The organism is Azospirillum brasilense (genome assembly GCF_003349955.1).
Lineage (GTDB): Bacteria > Pseudomonadota > Alphaproteobacteria > Azospirillales > Azospirillaceae > Azospirillum > Azospirillum brasilense_B.
Genome location: NZ_QLKQ01000076.1, coordinates 1 through 20,509 on the forward strand (window position 1 = coordinate 1; position 20,509 = coordinate 20,509).

General features: G+C 70.2%; 14 protein-coding genes, 1 tRNA gene and 1 pseudogene. 6 read left to right on the forward strand and 10 right to left on the reverse strand.

Annotated features, from left to right (window positions below; translation table 11 throughout):
• The 5 genes from DXK32_RS25790 to DXK32_RS25810 form a co-directional block, all read right to left on the reverse strand.
• A partial coding sequence (locus DXK32_RS25790; RefSeq protein ID WP_114861117.1) for a SwmB domain-containing protein occupies nucleotides 1-7,045 on the reverse strand: 7,045 nt, incomplete at its 3' end.
• 505 nt (nucleotides 7,046-7,550) lie between these two features.
• Nucleotides 7,551-9,797, reverse strand: a complete 2,247-nt coding sequence (locus DXK32_RS33550) for a xanthine dehydrogenase family protein molybdopterin-binding subunit (RefSeq protein ID WP_114861118.1) — start codon at nucleotides 9,795-9,797, stop codon at nucleotides 7,551-7,553.
• Entirely contained in the window at nucleotides 9,797-10,294 is a 498-nt protein-coding gene (locus DXK32_RS25800; RefSeq protein WP_114861119.1) for a (2Fe-2S)-binding protein, read from the reverse strand. Before DXK32_RS25800 ends, DXK32_RS33550 begins: the two co-directional genes overlap by 1 nt.
• A 17-nt stretch (nucleotides 10,295-10,311) precedes the next feature.
• Nucleotides 10,312-11,769 carry a cytochrome c gene (locus tag DXK32_RS25805; RefSeq protein ID WP_114861120.1) on the reverse strand — a complete coding sequence of 486 codons (1,458 nt, stop codon included), beginning with the start codon at nucleotides 11,767-11,769 and terminating at the stop codon, nucleotides 10,312-10,314.
• 52 nt (nucleotides 11,770-11,821) lie between these two features.
• A complete protein-coding gene (locus DXK32_RS25810; protein WP_114861121.1) occupies nucleotides 11,822-13,261 on the reverse strand; it encodes an ATP-binding response regulator in 1,440 nt (479 codons plus the stop codon).
• Between the two features lie 541 nt (nucleotides 13,262-13,802).
• Between DXK32_RS25810 and DXK32_RS25815 the strand changes: the two genes are divergently transcribed.
• From DXK32_RS25815 to DXK32_RS25825, 3 genes are all read left to right on the forward strand, one after another.
• Nucleotides 13,803-14,183: a hypothetical protein gene (locus DXK32_RS25815; protein ID WP_162801350.1), complete on the forward strand. Its 381-nt coding sequence runs from the start codon at nucleotides 13,803-13,805 to the stop codon at nucleotides 14,181-14,183.
• A 227-nt stretch (nucleotides 14,184-14,410) separates the two neighbouring features.
• The gene (locus tag DXK32_RS25820; RefSeq protein WP_114861123.1) at nucleotides 14,411-14,815 is read left to right on the forward strand and encodes a response regulator; all 405 of its coding nucleotides are present in this window, start codon (nucleotides 14,411-14,413) and stop codon (nucleotides 14,813-14,815) included.
• 8 nt (nucleotides 14,816-14,823) lie between these two features.
• Nucleotides 14,824-15,186 carry a hypothetical protein gene (locus DXK32_RS25825; protein WP_114861124.1) on the forward strand — a complete coding sequence of 121 codons (363 nt, stop codon included), beginning with the start codon at nucleotides 14,824-14,826 and terminating at the stop codon, nucleotides 15,184-15,186.
• Between the two features lie 66 nt (nucleotides 15,187-15,252).
• Here DXK32_RS25825 and DXK32_RS25830 read toward each other — a convergent pair.
• The 3 genes from DXK32_RS25830 to DXK32_RS25840 all read right to left on the reverse strand — a co-directional run bounded on the left by DXK32_RS25830 (nucleotide 15,253) and on the right by DXK32_RS25840 (nucleotide 16,678).
• Nucleotides 15,253-15,338, reverse strand: a tRNA-Tyr gene (locus DXK32_RS25830).
• Between the two features lie 149 nt (nucleotides 15,339-15,487).
• A complete protein-coding gene (locus DXK32_RS25835; RefSeq protein WP_114861125.1) occupies nucleotides 15,488-16,114 on the reverse strand; it encodes a nitrogen fixation protein NifQ in 627 nt (208 codons plus the stop codon).
• Nucleotides 16,115-16,234: 120 nt separating this feature from the next.
• Complete coding sequence (locus DXK32_RS25840; RefSeq protein WP_114861126.1) at nucleotides 16,235-16,678, reverse strand: CoxG family protein; 444 nt, start codon at nucleotides 16,676-16,678, stop codon at nucleotides 16,235-16,237.
• Nucleotides 16,679-16,786: 108 nt separating this feature from the next.
• On the opposite strand from DXK32_RS25840, the gene DXK32_RS25845 reads away from it, so the two are divergent.
• Nucleotides 16,787-17,206, forward strand: coding sequence for a secondary thiamine-phosphate synthase enzyme YjbQ (locus tag DXK32_RS25845; protein ID WP_114861127.1), 420 nt, complete (start codon nucleotides 16,787-16,789; stop codon nucleotides 17,204-17,206).
• Between the two features lie 19 nt (nucleotides 17,207-17,225).
• Here the strand turns inward: DXK32_RS25845 and DXK32_RS25850 are convergent.
• Both DXK32_RS25850 and DXK32_RS25855 read right to left on the reverse strand, forming a co-directional pair.
• A pseudogene (locus tag DXK32_RS25850) lies at nucleotides 17,226-17,609 on the reverse strand (YkvA family protein); the annotation flags it as partial.
• A gap of 15 nt (nucleotides 17,610-17,624) precedes the next feature.
• On the reverse strand, nucleotides 17,625-18,935 hold the full coding sequence (locus DXK32_RS25855) for a lytic murein transglycosylase (RefSeq protein WP_114861129.1): 1,311 nt from the start codon (nucleotides 18,933-18,935) through the stop codon (nucleotides 17,625-17,627).
• A gap of 386 nt (nucleotides 18,936-19,321) precedes the next feature.
• On the opposite strand from DXK32_RS25855, the gene DXK32_RS25860 reads away from it, so the two are divergent.
• On the forward strand, nucleotides 19,322-19,672 hold the full coding sequence (locus DXK32_RS25860) for a hypothetical protein (RefSeq protein WP_114861130.1): 351 nt from the start codon (nucleotides 19,322-19,324) through the stop codon (nucleotides 19,670-19,672).
• A 34-nt stretch (nucleotides 19,673-19,706) separates the two neighbouring features.
• Nucleotides 19,707-20,477: a DUF72 domain-containing protein gene (locus tag DXK32_RS25865; RefSeq protein ID WP_114861131.1), complete on the forward strand. Its 771-nt coding sequence runs from the start codon at nucleotides 19,707-19,709 to the stop codon at nucleotides 20,475-20,477.
• The last annotated feature ends 32 nt before the right edge of the window (nucleotides 20,478-20,509 follow it).

Sequence of the window (20,509 nt, forward strand, 5' to 3'; positions counted from 1 at the left end):
AGACCGGGTTGGCGCCGTTGGCGTTGAGGCTCAGCGAGCCGGCGGTCGGCGTCGCGGTGGCGAGGTCGATGGACCAGGTGCCGCCGGTGGCGGTGGTGGTGTAGGTGGCGCCGCCGATGGTGACGGTGACCGTGCTGCCCGCCTCCGCCGTACCGGCGATGGTCGGCGTCGCGCTGTTGGTCAGCGCCGCGCTGGTGACGGTGGGAGCGTTCGGAGCGGTGGTGTCGATGGTCAGCGACTGGGTGCCCGGCACCGAGACGTTGCCGGCGGCGTCGGTGGCGGTGGCGGAAACCGGGTTGGCGCCATTGGCGTTCAAGCTCAGCGAGCCGCTGACCGGTGTCGCGGTGGCGAGGTCGAGGCTCCAGGTGCCGTTGGTCGCGGTGGTGGTGTAGGTCGCCCCGCCCACCGTGACGGTGACGGTGCTGCCGGCCTCGGCCGTTCCGGCGAGGGTCGGCGTCGTGCTGTTGGTCAGCGCCGCCGAAGTCACCGCCGGGGCGTCGGGCAGCGTCGTGTCGATGGTCAGCGACTGGGTGCCGGCGATGGACGTGTTGCCCGCCGCGTCGGTGGCGGTGGCCGAGACCGGATTGGCGCCGTTGGCATTCAGGCTGAGCGAGCCGGACGCCGGCGTCGCGGTGGCGAGGTCGATCGACCAGTTTCCACCGGTCGCCGTGGTGGTGTAGGTGGCGCCGCCGATGGTGACGGTCACCGTGCTGCCCGCTTCCGCGGTCCCGGCGATGGTCGGCGTCGCGCTGTTGCTCAGCGCCGTGGTGACGGTCGGAGCGTTGGGCGCGGTGGTGTCGATGGTCAGCGACTGCGTGCCAGCGGTGGAGGTGTTGCCCGCCGCGTCGGTGGCGGTGGCCGAGACCGGGTTGGCGCCGTTGGCGTTCAGGCTCAGCGAGCCGGCGGTCGGCGTCGCGGTGGCGAGGTCGATCGACCAGGTGCCGCCGGTCGCGGTGGTGGTGTAGGTCGCCCCGCCGACGGTGACGGTGACGGTGCTGCCCGCCTCCGCCGTGCCGGCGATGGTCGGCGTCGCGCTGTTGGTCAGCGCCGCGCTGGTCACCGCGGGCGCGTTGGGCGCGGTGGTGTCGATGGTCAGCGATTGGGTGCCGGCGGTGGACGTGTTGCCCGCCGCGTCGGTGGCGGTGGCGGAAACCGGGTTAGCGCCGTTGGCGTTCAGGCTGAGCGAGCCGCTGACCGGCGTCGCGGTGGCGAGGTCGATGGACCAGGTGCCGCCGGTCGCCGTGGTGGTGTAGGTCGCCCCACCGACCGTGACGGTGACGGTGCTGCCCGCTTCCGCCGTGCCGCCGATGGTCGGCGTCGCGCTGTTGGTCAGGGCGGCCGAGGTCACCGCCGGTGCGTTCGGAGCGGTGGTGTCGATGGTCAGCGTCTGCGTGCCGGCGGTGGACGTGTTGTTGGACGCGTCCTTGGCGGTGACCGAGACCGGGTTGCTCCCGTTGGCGTTCAGGCTCAGCGAGCCGGAGGCCGGCGTCGCCGTGGCAAGGTCGATCGACCAGATGCCGCCGTTCGTGGCGGTGGTGGTGTAGGTCGCCCCGCCCACCGTGACGGTGACCGTGCTGCCCGCCTCCGCCGTGCCGGCGATGGTCGGGGCCGCGCTGTTGGTCAGCGCCGCGCTGGTGACGACCGGAGCCGCCGGCGGCGTCACGTCGGCCACGCTGACCACCGCGCTGACCCCGGAGATGGCCGCACTGCCGGTGGCGCCGCCGCTGTCGGTCAGGCTGGCGATGGCCACCGTGCGGTCGCCCAGCGTCGCCGTCGCGCTGGTGTTCTTGTAGGTGACGCCGCCGAGCAGCGCGCTCATCTGGGCGTCGCCGCGCTCCAGGCCGGTGACGGTCACCGTGGCGACGCCGCCGACCACCGACACGGTGACGCTGGCGTCGCCGCCCGCGGCGCCCAGCCCGGTCAGGGTGGCGGTGGCGCCGTTGGTCAGGGCGACGTCGGTGCCGCCGATGGTCAGGACCTCGGTGGCGTCGACCACGCCGCTGACGGTGAACACCGCGCCGCGGAAGCTCTGCCCCGCCTCCACCGTGGAGGCCGCGACGCCGCTGAACAGGCTGGTCGCGCTGTCCACCCCGACGCCGAAGGTCTTGTTGCCACCGGTCGCGGTCAGGGTCGGCACGGCGTCGACGGTGATCGTCGCGGTGGCGCTGCCCACGCTGTAGGCGTCGGCGGTGGTGGTGTCGGCGGTGGCGCCGGCCGTGCCGCTGGTCAGGTCCCACGCCTTGAAGGTGATGGCGCCGGTGTCGGTGTTGGTGAAGCCCGAGCCGCTCGGCACGAAGCGCACGCGGTCCGACCCGGCGAGCAGCAGCGCCGCCCCGTTGGACGAGCCGGTGGGGATGTCCGTCCAGGCGCCGGTGCCGACCTTGTACTGCCAGGTGCCGTTGGTGTTGGTCACGCCGGTGACGGCGATGCCCAGCGGGAGGACGGTGACCAGGGGGAAGGGGCTGTCGTACTCGGCGTCGGTGGCGGTGCCGGCGGAGGCGAGCAGGGCGGTGACGGTGGTGCCGGTGTTGGCGGCGTCGGCGATGCCCTGGTCGATGGCGGCCAGGCTGCGGACGTCGTTGGACAGGATGGGGCTGTCGTTGGCGCCGGTGAAGTTGAGGGTGAGCTGCTGCTCGACGGTGCGGTTGCCGTCGGAGACGGTGAAGGTGCTGGTGCCCTGCATCGGCCCGGCGGGGACGCCGTTGAGGAAGGCGGCGTCGAAGACGTAGGCGTACTGGCCGGTCTGGCTGTTGACGTAGGCGGTGCCGCCCGGCCCGGTGGACCAGGTGTCGTAGGTGACGCCGTTGCTGAGCGTGACGCTGCCGTGCTGGACCGGGGAGGCCTGCGAGCCGGCGACGGAGTAGGTCAGCGTGTCGCCTTCCAGGTCGGTGGCGGAGAGCTGGCCGTCGATCAGCGGGAAGGTGTCGGTGGCCGAGGTGTCGACCAGCGTCGGCGGGGTGGTGGGGACGGCCAGGACCGGCGGGGCGTTGGTGTCGATGCGGTCGTTGGTCTGGCTGATCGGGGTGGTGTAGGGGGTGTTGGCGTTGCTGGCGCCGTCGACCAGGACGATGTTGACCGGGATGTCGTCGCCGGCGGCGCGGTCGCCGGTGCGCTGGCCGTCGGCGGTGACGGTGAAGGTGGCGGTGTAGGTGGTCGCGCTGACCTTGGTCAGGTTGCCGAGCGCGAAGCCGTTGACCGTGCTGCCGTTGCCCAGCGTGTAGGTGTCGCTGTCCGACGCCACGGTGATCGTCACCGTCACCGTGTCGCCGACCTTGGCCGGCTGGTTGGGGATCGTGACGTTGGTGATCGACGGCGGCGTCGTGTCCGGGGTGTTGTTCGTCACCGACTGGTTGGTCACCGTGGCCGCGTCCGCGCCGCCGGTGGCGTTCTGGATCGCCGCCGCGTCGTCGCCGCTGGTGGGATCGGTGTAGCTGACGGTGACCGTCTGCCCGTGCTGGACCGCCTGGGCCAACGTCAGCGTGACCGTCTTGTTGACGCTGTTCACCGCGACGGTGGAGACGGTGACCGCGCTGCCGCCGACCTTGACCTCGAAGGCGCTTGTCGCCGGGCCGTTCACCGCGTCCAGCGCGGCATCATAGGTCAGGACCAGCGACGTGCCGTTGACCGTGGCGCTCTGCAGCACCGGCGCGGGTGGGGCGAGCATCACCATCACCGAGTTCGAGATGGCGGCGGTGCTCATGTCGATCCCGACCGCCGTGGAGACGATGCTGATGGGGAACGCACCGGACGTGTCCATGCCGGACGCCGTGATGTCGAAGGTCAGGGTGAAGACGCTGCCGATCGTGATGATGCCGGCGACCGGCATGTCGAGGCTGATGTTCGCGACTGTCCAGCCGCTGGGCGCGCTGACGCCGAACTCGACCATCGACCCTACCAGGGTGATGGACTGCGTGGCCGTGATGGTGAAGGACACCTGCTTCGGCGTTCCCGCAACGAAGGACACGGTCGGGCTTGTCGGCGCGATCTTGAGAGGCGCGGGCGCAGGCATCGTATTGGCGATCGTCGCCGTGGCGACCTGGTCGACGACGGTGGTGTTCTGCCCGACGGGACCGCTGTCGGTGATGGAGTGAAGGACGACGGGCCGCGTCTCGGTGGAGCCGAACGCCGCATTGGCCGGGCCGGTGTTCTTGTAGGTGATCCCGTCGATCAGCGAGCCCATGGTGCCGTCGCTCAACGACATGCCGCTCAGCGTCACGGTGGCGACGCCGTTGGCCAGTGTGACCGCGTAGCCGCCGTTGTTGAACGTGCCCGACCCGGTGCCGAGCGCGATGTCGCTGCCGCCGATGGTCAGGAACTCGGCGCCACCGTTGCCGACGACGTTGTAGACCTTGAGGACCATACCGGTGAAGTGTTGCCCGCCGTCGACGGTCGAGGCGGTCACCGCGTTGAAGAGGTCAAAGCCGCTGCTGCCGCTGCTCCCCATGAAGAAGGGGGTTTCGGGGCTCAGCGTCAGAGTCGGCGGGGTGCCGTTCGGGTTGGGCGTGTCGTTGGTGACCGGCTGGGCGGTGATGGTCGCGGCGTCGATGCCGCCCCAGGCGGACTGGACGGCGTTGACGTCGTCACCCACGGTCGGGTCGGCATAGGAAACGGTGACCGCGCTGCCATGGGCGACCGCTTGGGCGAGCGTCAGCGTGACGGTCTTGTTCGCGCCGTCCACGGCGACGTTGCTGACCGTAACCGGGCTGCCGCCGGCCGTCACGGTGAAGGCGCCCGCCGCCGGCGGGTTGGCGGAGTCGAGCGCCACGTTGTAGGTCAGCACCAGGGACGTGCCGTCCACAGCGGCGCTTTGCAGGACCGGCGCCTGGGGCGCGCCGATGTTGACGGTGGCGGTGATGCCGCTCAGGCTGGCGCTGTTGTCGCTGCTGCCGTCGTCGGTGACGCCGGTGATGGTGATGACGCGCGGGCCGTCGGACGGCGTGGCGCTCTGCAGAGCCGCGATGTTGTTGTAGGCGATGCCGTCGATGAACGACGCCATCTGGCTGTCCGACAGTTGCAGGCCGCTGATCGTCACCGTGACGGTGCCGCCACTGGCCGTGGCGCTGGCCGTCACCCCGCCGACGGGCAGGGAGGTGGCGCCATGGTTCAGGGCAATGGTCGAGGACGACAATCCGGGAACCAGGAAGACCAGCATTTCCGACGCGCTGTCCAGGACACCGGTCACCGTGAGCGTCAGGCTGGTGAAGACTTGACCGGAGTCGTTGGTGCTGGCCGTGACCGTCGAGAACAGGTCCGCCGCGTTCGTGTAGGTGGTGAAGGTCGTCGTGTTGCCGGTTGCCGTCAGCGTCGGCGCGGCCGCGGCCGCGACGGTGATGGTGGAGGACACGCCGGTGAGGCTGGCCGTGTTGTTGGTGCTGCCGTCATCGGTGACGCCGGTGATGGAGACGGTGCGGTTGCCGGGCGTGACGATGCCGGTGACGACGTCTCCGGCGTTGACATAGGCGATGCCGTCGAGCAGCGCCGCCAGCTGGGTGCCGGTGAGGTTGAGCCCGCTCACGGTGACGGTCGCCGTGGTGCCGCTGTACGAGGTGGAGACCGTCGCCCCCGGGATCGTCGGCACGGTCACCCCGGTGGCTGGCGAGGTCAGGGAAATGGGGATGGTGCCATCGATGGACAGCCACTCGTCGTCGACGACGTTGGTGACCGTCAGGGTCACGCTGGTGAAGACCTGTCCGGTGTTGGTGCTGGCGGACACCCCGGAGAACAGGTCCACCGGCGCCGCGTTCTGGGTGAAGGTCGGCGCGTTGCCCGTCGCGGTCACGGTGGGCTCGTTGAGTTGGACCGTGAAGCTGGTTCTGAAATCCGGAATGTCGACGCCGGCCTGATTCTGGATGGCCGTGGTGCTGTCCACGGTGTCCCCGTCGTAGTAACGGAGGGAGACATTATCCCCGTTCTGGAAGATGTAACCGTTGCCGACCTCGACGGTGACGGTGCTTCCAACGACGGCGACGCTCGAAACGCTGTAGTAGACGCCGTTGATGCGAATCTGCCCCTGAGTCGACGAGGACCCGAAGAACTGCTGGGTGGACGGGGGATTGTTGGCGTCCAGCGTCTGATCGAAGGACAGGACGACCTTGTTGGTCCCGATTTGCGCCGATGCGGAGAGGAAGGCCGGCGGGCGTGCGGACAGGACCGTAATCGAGACGTCCACCGATTGCGTGTCCAGGCCGTAGGGGGCCTGGATGACGCCGGTCAGGTCGTCACCCGCCGGATCCTCGTAGCGGAAGGCGATGGTGTCGTTCAATTGGAACTGGTGGCCGACGGTGAGGGTCACGAAGGTGTCCGAGACCACGGCGCTGACCAGGGTGACGGCGTTGCCATTGATCAGGATGGAACCGGTGCCCGCGTTCAGGGTGCCGTCGGTCGCCACGAAATGGGTCAGCAGCGGGTTGCTCGTGGTGTCCAGGCTGTCTTCGTACCGGATGGTGATGGTGTTCTCGCCGGTGTAGGCGACCACTTCATCGACGAACGGTGCGGCCAGCACCCCGCGATACTGGTCGATCCGCAGGGCTGCGGTCCGCAGCGTGCCCCGGGTCCAGCCGAGGGTCCAATCGCCGCCCAGGTCCGCGGCGCCCGTCGGGGTGCGGGAGGCGGCCATGGCGGTGCCGGTGATGCCGGCCAGCGCGTCGAGGAACGACTCGCCATGGCCGCTCGCCACGTTGCAGCCGTACAGCAGGATGTCGCCGTCGTCCGCGAGGCAGGCGCCGATGGCCGCCAGTTCCGCGCCGCGCGCGGTCAGCGCCGCTTCGTCGAGCCGCGCCGTGCCGAGTTGCAGGCCGCCTTCGAAGCCGTGGCACAGCACATGGAGCGCCCGGATGCCCTGGCGCCCGGCCAAAGCCTGCGCCATCGCCGCCACACCGTCGCGGCCTTCGCCGATCAGCACGGCGTCCATGCCGGAGGGAAGGCCCGCCTGAAGGTCCCGCCAACCGCTGAGGGCGGTGTCGATGACGGCAACCTCGGCCGCCGTGTCGAGGACGCGACCAGAGGTGATGACGCGCGTGGTGGCGGCGGCGGGCGCTTCGGTCATAGCGGACATTTCCTGAATGGGATGCAATCCAGAGTAGCTTCTTCTCGAAAGAATTGGCTACCTCGTTTGATTTGACATACCCACAACCGAACGCCCTGGTCAATGAATACAGCGCGTCGAAACCGCATTTGACACAGGTGATTCTTTGTAGTCGGCAAACATAAACATTCATTGTAATGTTACATATTGCAGAATATTGCGTCATGTGACGCATTGTTGCACCGTTAATCATTGATTAATTCTTAAAGAAAGCATGAATTTCCTGGATTTTTATTATGCTGCGTTGCCGGATATGCGGCGATTGGTTAGTAAAGATGGCGCAAGTGAGGGTTGTTGCGGCAAGCAATGCGTCCCGTTTGCTGCCCTTCACATCTTGGCATGATGAGCCGACGGGTGGCGGCAAAGCCGCTTGCCCTGGGTTGGGCTCACACCCTTCTTCGTCCGAAAGCGCCAAGCCGTTTCTTCTATTCGCGGGGGCGTCCCGGACATCCTCCCCGGACCGGCGCTATCCGGTGGCGGTCGCCTCCCGCACCCGGTCGGGGGTGAAGGGCAGGTCGCGCAGGCGCCGGCCGGTCGCCGCGCGGATGGCGTTGCCGATGGCCGCGGCGGTCGGGCCTTGCGCCGCCTCGCCGGTGCCCAGGAAGGGATCGCCGGGCCGCTCCACGATGTGGACGTCGATGCGGTCGGGCACGCTGGCGAAGCGCAGGATGGGGTAGCTGGCCCAATCCACCGAGGTGACTCGGGTGTCGTCGTAGACGGCGCGCTCGAACAGGGTCCAGCTCATCGCCTGGATGATGCCCCCCTCGGTCTGGTTGCGAATGCCGTCGGGGTTGACGATCGCGCCGCTGTCGATGGCGGCGGTGGCGCGGGTCATCCGCACCCGCCCGCTGCCGCGGTCCACCGCCAGTTCCACCGCCAGCGCCAGATAGGCGGCGTGGTTCTTGTAGCGGGCGAAGGCGAAGCCGTGGCCGACGCCCGGCGCGGGCGCAGCGCCCGTCCAGCCGAAGCGCTCCGCCGCCAGCTCCACCACCCGGCGGGCGCGCGGGTCCTCCAGGTGGCGCAGGCGGAACTCCACGGGGTCGGCCCCGGCCAGCAGCGCCAGATCGTCCATCATGCTTTCCAGCGCGAAGACGTTGGCGTAGGCGCCGAGCGACCGCAGCGCCGACACCCGCAGCGGCATGTCGGGCAGGAAGTGCCAGAGGACGCGGGTGTTGGGGATGGCGTAGAGCGGGATGGCGTTGCGGTCGCCGTTGCCGGCGGGGGTGATCTGCATCGCCGCCGGTTCCGCCGGGAAGGGCTCGGCCAGATGGCGCGCGGCCAGCAGGGCGCCGGCCCCGCCGGGGCGGGTGGTGTGGGTGTTGGACCAGACGTCGAAGGTCCAGCGGTCGATGCGCCCGTTTCCGTCCAGGGAGGCCGCGGCCTCGATCATCATGGCCGGGCCATAGGGCTCCCCGGCATGCTCCTGCTCGCGCATCCATTGCACCCGCACCGGGCGGCCCGGCAGCTTGCTGGCGATCAGCGCCGCGTCCGCCGCCGCGTCGTCGGCGCCGTTGTGGCCGTAGCAGCCGGACCCCTCCGTGTGGATCACCCGCACCCGCTCCGGAGGCAGGCGCAGCATCTCGGCGATGGCCTTGCGGTCGGGATAGACGCCCTGGGTGTGCGACCAGACGGTCAGCCCGTCCTCGCCCATCACCGCCACGCCGCAGGACGGGCCGATGGAGCCGTGGAGCTGATAGGGCCGGGTGAAGCGGGCGCGCAGGCTGCGCGGACCGTCGGCGATGGTTCCGGCCTCGCCATTCGCGTCCACCGTGCCGACCTCCCGTTCCAGCCCGCGCAGCAGGTCGGGGATGGGGGTGTCTCCCGGCAGGGTCGCCGTCTCCTCCCAGCGGGCGGCGGTGGTGAGGGCGCGCATCGCCTTGACCGCCCGGTATTCCTTGTCGGCCACCACAGCGAGGAAGTCGCCGTCGCGCAGCACGGCGATCACCCCCGGCATCGTCTCCACAGCGGCGCTGTCCAGCGCGGTCAGCCGGGCGGCGGGGCTGGGCGGACGGACGACGCGGGCGTGCAGCATCCCCTCCAGCCGAAGATCCTGCACATAGGCCGCGCCGCCGGTCACCTTTGTGGGAATGTCAACGCGGGGCAGAGGCTTGCCCATCACCGACAGGCGGTCCGGCGGGGTCAGCGGGGCGTCCGCCGGCACCTCCACCGTCAGGTCCAGCGACGCAGCCAGCTCCCCGTAGCCGAGCGTCCGCCCGTCCGGCGCCGTCACCCGCCGGTCGGCGAAGCCCAGCGCGTCGGCCGGTGCGCCGAGGCGCCGCGCCGCTTCCTGCGCCAGCAGGACGCGGGCCTGGGCGGCGGCGGCGCGGATGGCGGTGCCGCTGTTCTGCATGGACTGGCTGCCGGCGGTGTAGCCCTCGTTCGGGGTGCGGGCGGTGTCGGCGGTGACCAGGGTGATGGCGGCGGGCGGGACGCGCAACTCCTCCGCCGCGACCTGGATCAGGGCGGTGCGGATACCCTGGCCGAGTTCGGCCTTGCCGGTGAAGACGGTGATGGCGCCATCCGCGCCGATGCGGACCCAGGCGTCGAGCCGGGGCGTCTGGGCGAGGCTGCCCGGAGCGGGCTTGGGAGGCCGGGCGCCACCGCCGCCGGTCTGGGCGGGCAGGGGGCGGGCCAGCGACACGGTGACGACCAGGGCGCCACCGGCGGCCAGCAGGCCGCGGCGGGTCAGGGGGAGGGGGCTGTGGTCGCTCATCAGCCGGCCCTCCCGTTCGGGGCGGCGGTCTCCGCGTGGCGCATGGTGTCGGCGGCGCGGCGGATGGCCCGCAGGATGCGCATGTGGGTGCCGCAGCGGCACAGGTTGAACTCCAGCGCTCGGCGGATTGCAGCGTCGTCGGCGTCCGGTCGCTCCTGAAGCAGGGCTTGAGCCCGCATCATCATGCCGGGGATGCAGTAGCCGCACTGGGCCGCCTGCTCCTCGATGAAGGCGCGCTGCATCGGGCCGGGAGCCTCGGCGGTGCCCAGCCCCTCGACCGTGGTGACGGCGCGCCCCTGCATCAGCAGGACCGGCGTGACGCAGGACAGCACGGCGCGCCCGTCCACCGTCACCGTGCAGGCGCCGCATTGGCCCAGCCCGCAGCCGAACTTCGCCCCGTTCAGCCCCAGATCGTCGCGCAGCACGTAGAGCAGCGGCGTGTCCGGGTCCGCCTCCACCCGCTGGGGGGTGCCGTTCACCGTGAGGTCGATCGCCATGATGCGCTCCGTTGAATTCAGTCCTCGGCGCCGACGTTCCGCGGCGCCCGTTCAATGCCGTCGGCGGGGCGGACGGCCACATGGTGCGCGCCGCTGCGCGTGTCGGCCACCAGCCGCTCCAGCCCGTCCCATGGCGGCTGGTCGCTGAAGCGCCCGCGCAGGTAGCGCAGCAGAGCCACCATGTCGGCGTCGGTCAGCGCGCCGCCGAAGGCCGGCATCACCGCGCTGACGGTGCCGTCGCCGGGCGGCAGGCCGAACAGCGTGACGTTGACGATGTTCTGCGGGTTCGCCGCGTTCACCGCCGTGCTGAGCGCGAAGGGCAATCCGCCGAAGGGCAGCGGCCGTCCGGACTCGTGGCAGGTGGCGCAGGCCGTGCGGTAGACCGCCTCGCCCCGCTCGTCACCGCCGGACGCGGTCCCTTCGGAGCCCGCGGTGGGAGGCCGGCTCAGGCCGCCGGCGGCGGGCAGGCTGGCGCCCGGCGGCGTCCCGGCGTCGGCGCTCAAGCGCGGAACCAGAGCCTGCAGGTCTTCGCCGCGGCGCCGGCGTTCCGCGCTGGGAGTGCCCATGCGGTCGGCGACGTAGGCGGCGATGGCGGCCACGTCGGCGTCGGGCAGCCCGGCGAGGTTGCCGGTGACCTCCGCCATCGGTCCGCGCGACACGCCATGCGCCGGGTGCCAGCCATGCCGCAGGTAGAAGCTCAGGCTGTCCGCCGTCCAGGGGACGGGCGCCGGAGAGTCCCGGTTGATGGGGTAGGCGGTCCAGCCCTCGGCCTCGCCGCCGGCCCAGGCGCGGCCCTCGTCCACCGCGCCCAGCGCGTTGCGCGGGCTGTGGCAGGCGCCGCAATGGCCCAGCCCCTCCGCCAGATAGGCGCCGCGGTTCCAGACCTCCGGCTTGACCGGGTCGGGGGTGAAGGCGCCCTCCCGGAAATAGAGCAGCTTCCACCCGGCCACCGTCATGCGGATGTTCAGCGGAAAGGGCAGGCCGTTGGCCGGCGCCTCGGCCCGCACCGGGGTGCGCGTCATCAGATAGGCGTAGAGCGCCCGGTTGTCGGCGTCGCTGACCCGCGTGTAGTGGTCGTAGGGGAAGGCGGGGTAGAGATGCCGGCCTTCGCGGTCCACCCCGCGCCGCATGGCGCGGGTGAAGGCCGCCTCGCTCCAGCGGCCGATGCCGGTGTCCTCGTCGGGCGTGATGTTGGTGGAATGGATGGTCCCGAAGGGCGTCGGCAGGGCCAGCCCACCAGCGAAGGACCGTCCGCCCGGCACCGTGTGGCAGGCGATGCAGTTCCCCACCGCCGCAAGCCGGGCCCCTTCCGCCACCAGATCCGCCGGGAAGGAATCCGCCGCCGGGCGCGGCTGCGGCGGGATCGCCGTCTCCCACGCCCAGGCGAGCGCCCCGGCGCCGAGCGCCAGCAGCACGGCGGCTCCGCCGATCAGACCGCGCTCGACTGCGTTGTGTCGCGTCTTCCGTCGCCCCATGCGCGCACCTCCCACCCTGGGAACAGGTGGAGTGGTGGATCGTTCTGACGGTTCACCCCTCCATGACGTCGTCGAGGGCGGCGGCGAGGTCGCCGGGCTCCACCGGCTTGTGCAGCAGGCGGCAGCCGATGGAGCGCGCTTCGCGAAGCCGCTCCGGCGCCGTGTCGCCGGTGATGATGATGACCGGCACATCCCACCGGCGGCGCACCAGCTCCGCCACCGTGCGGCCCGTCTGCCCGCGCGGGAGCCGGTGGTCGGCCAGCACGACATGGGGACGGCTGCGCAGCCGGGGCAGGCGGTCGGCCAGTTCCTCCGCCGAACCGATGGCGGTCACCCGAACGCCCCAGCGTTTCAGCAGCATGGTCATGGCGTGGCGCACCCGCTCGTCGTCTTCCACCAGCAGCACCCGCCGGCCCTTCATCCGCTCGGTCGGTGACGCCGCGGTTGCCGTCGCCGTCGCGCTTGTGGCGACCGCGGCCATGGCGCGGGCGGCGGCGGTCAGGCGGCGGTCGGGTTCGGGAAGGAGGGTGGCGCGCGGTACGGTGACCGTGAAGACGGTGCCCCGGCCGACCTCCGACCGCAGATCCAGCGTCAGGCCGAGCAGCCGCGCCATGCGGGCCACCAGCGGCAGGCCCAGGCCGAAACCCTTGGCGGCGCTGCGTTCCGGGTTGTCGAGCTGGTGGAACTCCTCGAAGATGGCGGCGCGGGCGTCGGGAGGGATGCCCCGCCCGTCGTCCCAGACCTGGAACTCCAGTGCAGCGGGACGCCGCCGGCACCCCAGAAGGACGCGATGCCCGTTTCCGCCGCCGTGACGGACGGCGTTTGACAGCAGGTGGGTCAATATCCGTTCCAGCAGTCGGGCGTCGGTCCGCACCGCCACGCCGCAGGGGTGGACATGCAGGCTTGCTCCCTCAGCCACCGCGCTCTCCCGGAACTCCTGGGCCAGACGGCGCATCAGCGCGTCGGGGCGGAACTCCGTGACCGCGACGTCAACCGCACCGGCCTCCAGCCGGGCGAGGTCCAGAAGGCCGCTCAGCATGCCGCTCAGGCTGTCGATGGACGCCTGAAGCAGATCGGCCGCCTCCCTGGCCGCGGGGTTCGCGTCGACCGCGCCGCGCAGGATGTGGGTGTACAGCGCCGCCGCCTGGATCGGCTGGCGCAGGTCATGGCTGGCGGCGCTCAGGAAGCGCGCCTTGGCCCGGTCGGCGCGCTCCGCCGTTTCATAGGCGCGGCGCAACTCCTCCTCACGGGCGGCGCGGCGGCCCTCGGAACGGTACAGCCGGTCGTGGAGCCGGCCCATCTCGCGGCGCTGCTCGACCAGCTCGGCGGCCAGTCGCGCGCTCTCCTCGACCAGACGGCTGGCGTCGCGCTGGAGACGGTCCGCGGTCCGGAGCCCTTCGGCCAGGTTGCGGCTCAGCACCTCCAGGCTGTCACGCAGCGCCTTTCCCGAGGCTGGGGCAGTTTTGTCCGGTTTATCCGCATCTTTTGGCATGGATGTCTCCACGATGGCCCCCACTCACCGCCGCGAAACAACTTCCGGCTCATGAGTTCACGTACGTCAGGTCCCAACAGCGCAGAACAGGAATGGTTTTCGTGGGAATAACGATTCGCGCGCGTGTGGGGTTCCTGATCATCACCCCAGGGCTGTCGGTTGCGGAGCAGCGACACTTTGGGCCCAAAAACGCAGCAGACTGTCGCATACGCAGCGTGCCCTGTTTGCCGGAGGCGGAGAGGTCGGCATCAGAACGGTCGCCGCGCTGTCGAGTCCCAAGGCGCCGTTCCGGCCTCGATGCGCGCACCATGAAGCAATCAGGTGGAGTTTCAAGACGATACAGAAACCCGGAGACGGGGCGGGGCGGCTCTGCGCCACCGCTCCCGTGCGCTGGCACGATGGTTGCTTCGTAATCAAATGGATGCGGGTTTCCACCATACGGGATGTTTCTTGACCTTGTTCGTCCGACGAACAATCTAACGTCCCTGGCGCCTGCGCCGCCCGTGGCTGGTGCATTTGGAGGCAGGTTTTGATCAACCCCATGATTACGGCCACCGCCGGCTGGTCCGAGGCGGTGGAGGAGCGGGCGCAGCGCCTGCTCCGCTATCAGGTCGGGACCGAAGGGCCGGACAACGTTCCGGTGACCGTGCAGACCATGTTCGAGCGCTGCGGCTTCACGCCGGTTGCCAGCGCCCGTTTCCTGATGTGCATTCCGCCGTTGACCGCGATGCACGAACTGACCAAGACCGTCACGCGTTTCCGCATCGACGGGGAAGCCTGCCCGGACCCTTCGGGAATGGCCAAGGCGGCGCTGTCCTTCGCCGGGCGCGCGGTGGCGACGCATGAGCTGCACCCGGAACGCCGGTTCGTGGCGGGCGTGATCTCCACCCTCCTGGGGTTGCAGGGACCCAGCCGGCGGTAGCATCCAGCGGGGGCCGGCAACGAGTCCCAAAGCCAAGGGCCGCGCGGTTTCGCGCGGCCCGTCGCCGTGACCCTGTCGGAGAAACACTCCATTCTTTAAAAGTTGTAACCGTCCTTTGGTTGCCCGTTCGGCGGACTCGCATTATCAGTGTTCGACTGTATGGCCATGGGCTGGTCCCGCCAGTGTCTCTGGTCAGTTCCCCGGCTCGGGCGAGGGAGGGTGCGGCGATGGACCGGAAGCCGGTCGACTATGGGCAGTACAGCATCCTGGTGATCGAAGATCAGCCCTTCGTGCGCCGGACCATCATGCAGATCCTCTCGCAGATCGGCTTCCGCTCGATCGCCGAGGCCGACAACGGGGAAACCGGCATGCGGGAATGCATCCGCGCCACCCCCGACGTGATCGTCTGCGACATCGACATGAAGCCCGTGTCCGGCTTGCAGTTCCTGGCCGATCTGCGGGCCAGCGCGGAGGTGCGGAACCGCCGCACGCCCGTGGTCTTCCTGACCAACCACACGGAATCCGAGATCGTCAAGAAGGCCATGTCGCTGGGTGTCAACGGCTTCGTCGTGAAGCCGCCGTCCTTCGGCGCCCTGAAGGAGCGGGTGGACCGCCTGCTGGCCGGCCGGTGAGGGAGAGGATGGAGGGCGTGGTGCGGCGTGTGGTGCTGTGCGGTCTGGCGGCGCTGCCGCTGGCCGCCTGTTCGGGGGAGCCGGGCGAGTCCGACATGCGCGAGCTGGTGGAAACCCACACCCGGCGGGCCCTGGACGGCCAGGGGCAGGGCGGCTTCCGCGGGTTCGAGGGCTTCCGCAAGCAAGGCTGCGTGGACACCAAATACCGCAACGGCGCCGCGAAGCCGGACGACAAGCAGTATGATTGCTACTACGCGGCGACCTTCGCGCCGCAGCCGGGTGCCACGGCGATGACGGTCAACGGCAAGGGCCGCTTCACCCGCACCGACAAGGGCCTGACCTTCGAGGATCTGGGCGCCCAGCCACGCTGACAATTCAACATTGTTTGGAAAAGGAAACGGCCGGTCATGATCCTGTCATGAACCGGCCGCGTCAGATGGTGGAAGGGGCTGGATTTGAACCAGCGTACGCTTACGCGGGCAGATTTACAGTCTGCTGCCTTTAACCACTCGGCCACCCTTCCGCTGATGCTTGACGCGACCATCGGAGACCTGCCGTTCATCGGGCCTTGCTTGGCCTTCCGTCCGGCGGGTGGCGTTATCTAACGGGTGGCGGCGCTCCGGTCAAGCGGCTTTCTTCATCCGCGGCGCATCTTTGTTCAAGCGCCTTCGTTCAGGCCCCCTCGCCACGGGCCACGCGGGCCAGACTGCTCAGCGGGTCGCCGTCCTCCGCGCTGAAGCAGGCGCTGAAGTCGTCGCACACCTCGCAGTTCGGGGATTTGCAGAGCATCAGCCCCTCGCGCTCGCAGAGCTGGCGGTAGAAGAACTTCTTCCATTTCATGTCGCCGCTGTTCAGAGCGACCAGCGACGGGAAATGGCGGCGGAACATGGCGTTCAGCTCCCGCCGGTTGGCGAAGCCCATGTCCTGCCAGAGATGGTTCGGCCCCAGCGCGCGGCGGGCGACGATGGCGGCCAGCCACTCCTCCTCGACGGTGCCGGCGGCGCGATGGTCGAGCAGGAAGGCTCGCAGGTCCTCCTCCTCAATGGCGTCTTCGCCGCTGCCGTCGGGCAGGGTCGGGAGGAGATGGGCGAAGCCGGCCGCGTGCCGGCGGATCAGTTCGGCCAGTGCGTCGCGCGCCAGCCCCAGGGAGGCGGTGACGCCGCCGGGATGCTGCGAGGCCAGTCCGACGATGCGGGTGAACAGCAGCCGGTCGAGGGCCGGGCCGTCCGGAACGCCGTCCAGGGCGTCGGCGGGCGGCTGGGTGGCGAAGGCCGCGGGATCGGCGATGTCGGCAATCATGGTCGGCGAACTCCCGCATCGGGGGGTTGTTCGGTCATGACCGTAATGGTGGATCAAATTCCCGCAACTGCGAAGTGGTTTTTTTGCGGATGCGTTGTCAAAGCCTCCGAGCCTTCCGCCTCAGCCGTTCAGGACCTCCGCCGTGAAGCGCTCGAAAAAGCCGTCGATGACGCGGTCGGCCTTGGCCTTGACCAGCTTGACCGCCAGCCGCCCGACGGCCCCGCCCAGCGCCGCCGCCAGGGTGAAGGACAGGTGGGTGTGGCCGTCCACCTCCTCCAGCGTGACGCGGGCCTCGCCCTTGACCGCTCCGGCGAGGCCGCCCTTGCCCTCGGCGTGGAGGATGTAGAAGCGCGGCGCGTCTTCCGGCGCCACCCGGACCTTGCCGGCGAAGCGCGCGTTCAGCGGCCCCACGGTGGCGCGCACGCGCGCGGTGTATTCGGTGGGCGATACCCGGTCCATCTCCTCCAGCACCGGGATGCAGCGTTGCAGCACGGCGGGATCGCAGAGCGCGGTGAAGACCCGCTCGCGTGCCGCCGGAATCCGGTACTGGCCGTTCAGTTCCATGGATCACCTGTTGTTGGTCGGCCTGTTGTCGGGCCGGAAATGCCAAGCGATTTGGTGTATGGATGCCCCTCTTCCAAGACGCGCAATCGAGCACGGAGGGCGACAACCATGCGGCAGGCCGTCACGACGCTGACCACCCGGACCCGCGGCCAAGGGCTGTTCGAGGTGACCGAGCCGGTGGCCCGCTGGGTCGCCGCCCAGGGCATGGAGAGCGGTCTGCTGACCGTCTTCTGCCGGCACACCTCGGCCTCGCTGGTGATCCAGGAGAACGCCGACCCGGACGTGCGAAGCGACCTGGAGCGCTTCTTCAAGCGGCTGGTCCCGGAAGACCCGGCGCTCTACGACCACACGATGGAGGGGCCGGACGACATGCCCGCCCACATCCGCAGCGCGCTGACCACGGTGCAGCTTTCCATCCCCGTGCTGGAGGGGCGGATGGCGTTGGGCACTTGGCAGGGGATCTATCTGTTCGAGCACCGCACCCGGCCCCACGAGCGGACCCTGGCGCTGCATCTGCTGGGCGAATGAGGGGAAGGCGCCCGCGCGTCTACCCCAGCCAACCCGCGATGTAGGGTTCGAGCCACCAGAAGAGGGCGACGGCGGCGACCAGCCAGATCCCGACCATCAGCGCGGCGGCGGCGTGGCTGACCGGCCGGGCGGCAAGCCGGGCGGCGTTGGCCCGGTGTTCCTCCAGCACCGCCGCCGGGATCAGGCGGATGACCAGCAGGATGCCGAGTGGCACGATCAGCAGGTCGTCCAGATAGCCCAGGACCGGCACGAAGTCGGGGATCAGGTCGATGGGGCTGAGCGCGTAGGCCGCCACCGCGGCGGCGGCCACACGGGCGTACCACGGCGTCCGTGGGTCGCGCGCCGCCAGATAGAGCGCGATCACGTCGCGCTTGATCCGCCGCGCCCAGCCCTTGGCCGCCGCCAGCATCGCGGGCCGTCAGCCCGCCGCCGGGACGGGAGCGGCGGACTGGCGCAGCCGTTCCAGCAGGGTCTTGGTGGCGAAGCCGTCCGGCACGGCGCCGATCGACTGCTGGAAGCGGCGCACGGCGTTGCGGGTGTTGGCGCCGACGATGCCGTCCGCCGTCCCCGGTTCCATGCCCAGCGAGGCCAGCCGCTCCTGAAGCTCGATCCGCTCGTCGCGGCTCAGCGCCGGTTCGTGGCGCGGCCAGCTTCCCTGCACGCCGGAGCGGCCGGCGAGACGGTCGGACAGCAGCGCCACCGCCAGCGCGTAGCTGGTCGAGGGATTGTACTTCATGATCGCCCGGAAATTCTCCCGGACCAGGAAGGCCGGTCCCTGCGCCCCGGCGAGCATCAGGACGGCGGCCCGCTCCTCCTCGCCGCCGCTCAGCTCGCCGCCGCTGACCGGGCGGACGCCGAGGCGGCGCCATTCGGACACCGGCTTGGAGATGTTGTATTCGGCCTGCTCGTAGGGGAAGCCGGCGGGCAGGGTGACTTCCTCGCCCCAGCGCTCCCCGGTGCGCCAGCCGTTGGCCTGCACGAACTTGGCGGTGGAGGCGAAGACGTCGGGAAGGCTGCCCCAGATGTCGCGCCGGCCGTCGCCGTCCTCGTCGGTGGCGTGCTTCAGGAAGATGGTCGGCATGAACTGGGTCTGGCCCATGGCGCCGGCCCAGGAACCGCTCATCTTCTCCGGCGGGATGTCGCCGCTGTCGAGGATGCGCAGGGCGGCCAGCAGCTCCGTCCGGAAGTAGCTGGCGCGGCGGCCCTCATAGGCCAGCGTGGTCAGCGCGTCGACGACGGAGAAGCCGCCTGTGAAATTGCCGAAGTCGGTCTCCACGCCCCAGAAGGCCACCAGGATCTCCGCCGGCACGCCGGAGCGCTGGCTGATGCGGCGCAGCAGCGCGCCGTTGTCCTGGATGCGCTGGCGCCCGGCCTGGATGCGGCGGTCGTTGACCGCGCTGTCCAGATACTGCCAGGGCTGGCGGTTGAACTCCGGCTGGGAGGAGTCCAGCTCGACCACCCGGTCCGACAGCTTCACGTTGGCGAAGGCGCGGTCGAAGGTCTGGGCGCGGATGCCTTGGCCGAGCGCCTCGGCGCGCAGGGCCTTCAGCCAGTCGGCGAAGCTGACGGCGGGCTGGGCCGGGGCCACGCTGGCCGGTGCGGCGGCTGTCGCCTTCGCGGTTCCGGACGTGGTGGTGGCCGAGACGGGCGGGGCGCCCGTCGTCTGGCAGCCGGCCAGGATCGTGGTGGCGAGCAGGAGGCGGACGGGAAGGGACAGCAGGGGGCGCATGCGCTCTCGTGACCAACAGGGAAAAGCTGTGCCGGAGCCTAGGACGGACGGCCCGTTCACTCAACGGACAAGTTCCGGTTCCGGAAGCGACGCTCATCCGCCACGCGCGGAAGACGCGGGCAAGAATCGACACGGATTGCACGGATCAAACCGGATTTCACGGAGCGATCCGGCTCGACCAGCCGTGCGCTTGAGGGCTTTCGGAAATCCGTGAAATCCGTGTCGGATTTTGTCATCCGACGGAGCGACGCGGCGCCCAATCAGTGCGGGCTTGATCATGAACAAAACTTGAACAAAGGGGCTGAAATCCCCATATCCAGGGCATTCCGAAACCAGAAAAGAGACGTTCGCGGCCCGCCCCCGGCGCGCCGCCGAGAGGGTTCGCCATGCCGTATTTTCCGACCATCGAACTCACCCCGCAGGTGTCCCTGCTGCTGGCGCGGGGGGCTCTGCGCCTGAATCCCGGCCAATGGGTGCGGGGTCCGAAGGGGCATGGCCGCTACCTGCGCACCGACCCGCGCAGCGGCATCACCTATGTGAGCTGGCTGCGCCCCGGCGACGACTGGGAAACCGCGTCGCAGCGCTTCAGCCGGGCCTGCCGGAAGGGCTTCATCGGGCGCTACCGCGGCGGCTACGAGGCCGAGAAGGCGCGCCGGGAGATGGCCCGCCTGATCGCGGACGCCGACCAATCGGGTGGCGCCGCACGGCGGGACGAGCGGCAGCCGACGCTGTTCTAAAGCGGGAACACACGCGCCCAGGGAGAGCAGAGGCTTGGCCGAAGGGACCATGAACGCCATCCGCATCGGCTGCGCCGGCTGGAGCATCCCGAAGCTCTCCGCCCCGGCCTTCCCGGCGGAGGGCACGCATCTGGAGCGCTACGCCCGCGTCTTCCCGATGGTGGAGGTCAACAGCCGCTTCTACCGCCCGCACAAGCCGGAGACCTGGGAGCGCTGGGCGGCCTCGGCGCCGCCGGACTTCCGCTTCGCGGTCAAGCTGCCGCGCGCCATCACGCACGAGCAGCGGCTGAAGGACTGCGCCGCCCCGCTGGCGGAGTACCTGCGCGAGGTCGGGCATCTCGGCGACCGGCTGGGGCCGCTGCTGGTGCAACTGCCGCCGACGCTGCGTTACGAGGCGGCGGTGGCCGGTCCCTTCTTCGCGGTCCTGCGCGAGCGCTTCGCCGGCCTCGTCGTCTGCGAACCGCGCCACCCGAGCTGGTTCGCGGCGGAACCGGACCGCCTGCTGGTCGACCACGCCGTGGCCCGCGCCGCCGCCGACCCGGCCCCGGTGCCCGCCGCGGCGGAGCCGGCGGGTTGGGACGGCTTCCGCTACTGGCGGCTGCACGGCTCGCCGGTGATGTACCGCAGCGCCTACCCGCTGGACGTGCTGGATCAGCTGGCCCGGCGCTTCCGCGACGAGGCGCGGGAGCGGCCGGTCTGGTGCGTTTTCGACAACACGGCCGACTTCCACGCGGTCGACGACGCGCTGACGCTGATGAGCCGTTTGGGTGCCTCCACAGGTCAGAGAGACAAGCCCGGCGCCTGACCGCTATCGTTGCGCGAACGCAAGCGCAGCCG

Excerpts from the sequence above, each read along its gene's own strand:
- DXK32_RS33550 (WP_114861118.1), bottom strand. The coding sequence starts at position 9,797 with ATGAGCGACCACAGCCCCCTCCCCCTGACCCGCCGCGGCCTGCTGGCC.
- DXK32_RS25800 (WP_114861119.1), bottom strand. The coding sequence starts at position 10,294 with ATGGCGATCGACCTCACGGTGAACGGCACCCCCCAGCGGGTGGAGGCG.
- DXK32_RS25805 (WP_114861120.1), bottom strand. The coding sequence starts at position 11,769 with ATGGGGCGACGGAAGACGCGACACAACGCAGTCGAGCGCGGTCTGATC.
- DXK32_RS25810 (WP_114861121.1), bottom strand. The coding sequence starts at position 13,261 with ATGCCAAAAGATGCGGATAAACCGGACAAAACTGCCCCAGCCTCGGGA.
- DXK32_RS25815 (WP_162801350.1), top strand. The coding sequence starts at position 13,803 with ATGATTACGGCCACCGCCGGCTGGTCCGAGGCGGTGGAGGAGCGGGCG.
- DXK32_RS25820 (WP_114861123.1), top strand. The coding sequence starts at position 14,411 with ATGGACCGGAAGCCGGTCGACTATGGGCAGTACAGCATCCTGGTGATC.
- DXK32_RS25825 (WP_114861124.1), top strand. The coding sequence starts at position 14,824 with ATGGAGGGCGTGGTGCGGCGTGTGGTGCTGTGCGGTCTGGCGGCGCTG.
- DXK32_RS25835 (WP_114861125.1), bottom strand. The coding sequence starts at position 16,114 with ATGATTGCCGACATCGCCGATCCCGCGGCCTTCGCCACCCAGCCGCCC.
- DXK32_RS25840 (WP_114861126.1), bottom strand. The coding sequence starts at position 16,678 with ATGGAACTGAACGGCCAGTACCGGATTCCGGCGGCACGCGAGCGGGTC.
- DXK32_RS25845 (WP_114861127.1), top strand. The coding sequence starts at position 16,787 with ATGCGGCAGGCCGTCACGACGCTGACCACCCGGACCCGCGGCCAAGGG.
- DXK32_RS25855 (WP_114861129.1), bottom strand. The coding sequence starts at position 18,935 with ATGCGCCCCCTGCTGTCCCTTCCCGTCCGCCTCCTGCTCGCCACCACG.
- DXK32_RS25860 (WP_114861130.1), top strand. The coding sequence starts at position 19,322 with ATGCCGTATTTTCCGACCATCGAACTCACCCCGCAGGTGTCCCTGCTG.